Consider the following 453-nt stretch of genomic DNA (forward strand, 5'->3'; position numbering starts at 1 on the left):
GTTAAGGATGGTGTCATCTTGAAGTTGTAGATATCACCGATACCGCCATGGGAAGAAGGAGTGTTGATTAAGATACGGCATGTCTTCATAGCTTCGGCATGCTTCATGATCTTCTCATGTTCATTTACATTCACATACAGGGAAGCCGTATGGCCATATCCGCCGTCTGCAACCAGCTGAGCAGCCTTTGCAAGCGCCTCATCAAAATCCTTAGCCTTATACATGGCAAGAACCGGAGACAGCTTCTCATGTGCAAATTCTTCTTCTATATTAACAGATTCAACCTCACCGATTAAAATCTTGGTATCTTCCGGTACATCGACACCTGCAAGCTTTGCAATGTTGTGCGCTTTCTGTCCTACGATCTTGGCATTTAAAGCGCCGTTGATGATGATGGTCTTACGAACCTTCTCAATCTCATCGTCTTTTAAGAAATAGCAGCCTCTTGCTGCA

At 44.4% G+C, this 453-nt stretch carries 1 protein-coding gene; it reads right to left on the reverse strand.

Annotated features, from left to right (window positions below; translation table 11 throughout):
• Positions 1-453: bifunctional acetaldehyde-CoA/alcohol dehydrogenase (locus NE664_13940; protein ID MCQ4727735.1), on the reverse strand; the 453-nt coding region annotated here is incomplete at both ends.

The organism is Anaerotignum faecicola, from assembly GCA_024460105.1.
Lineage (GTDB): Bacteria > Bacillota > Clostridia > Lachnospirales > Anaerotignaceae > JANFXS01.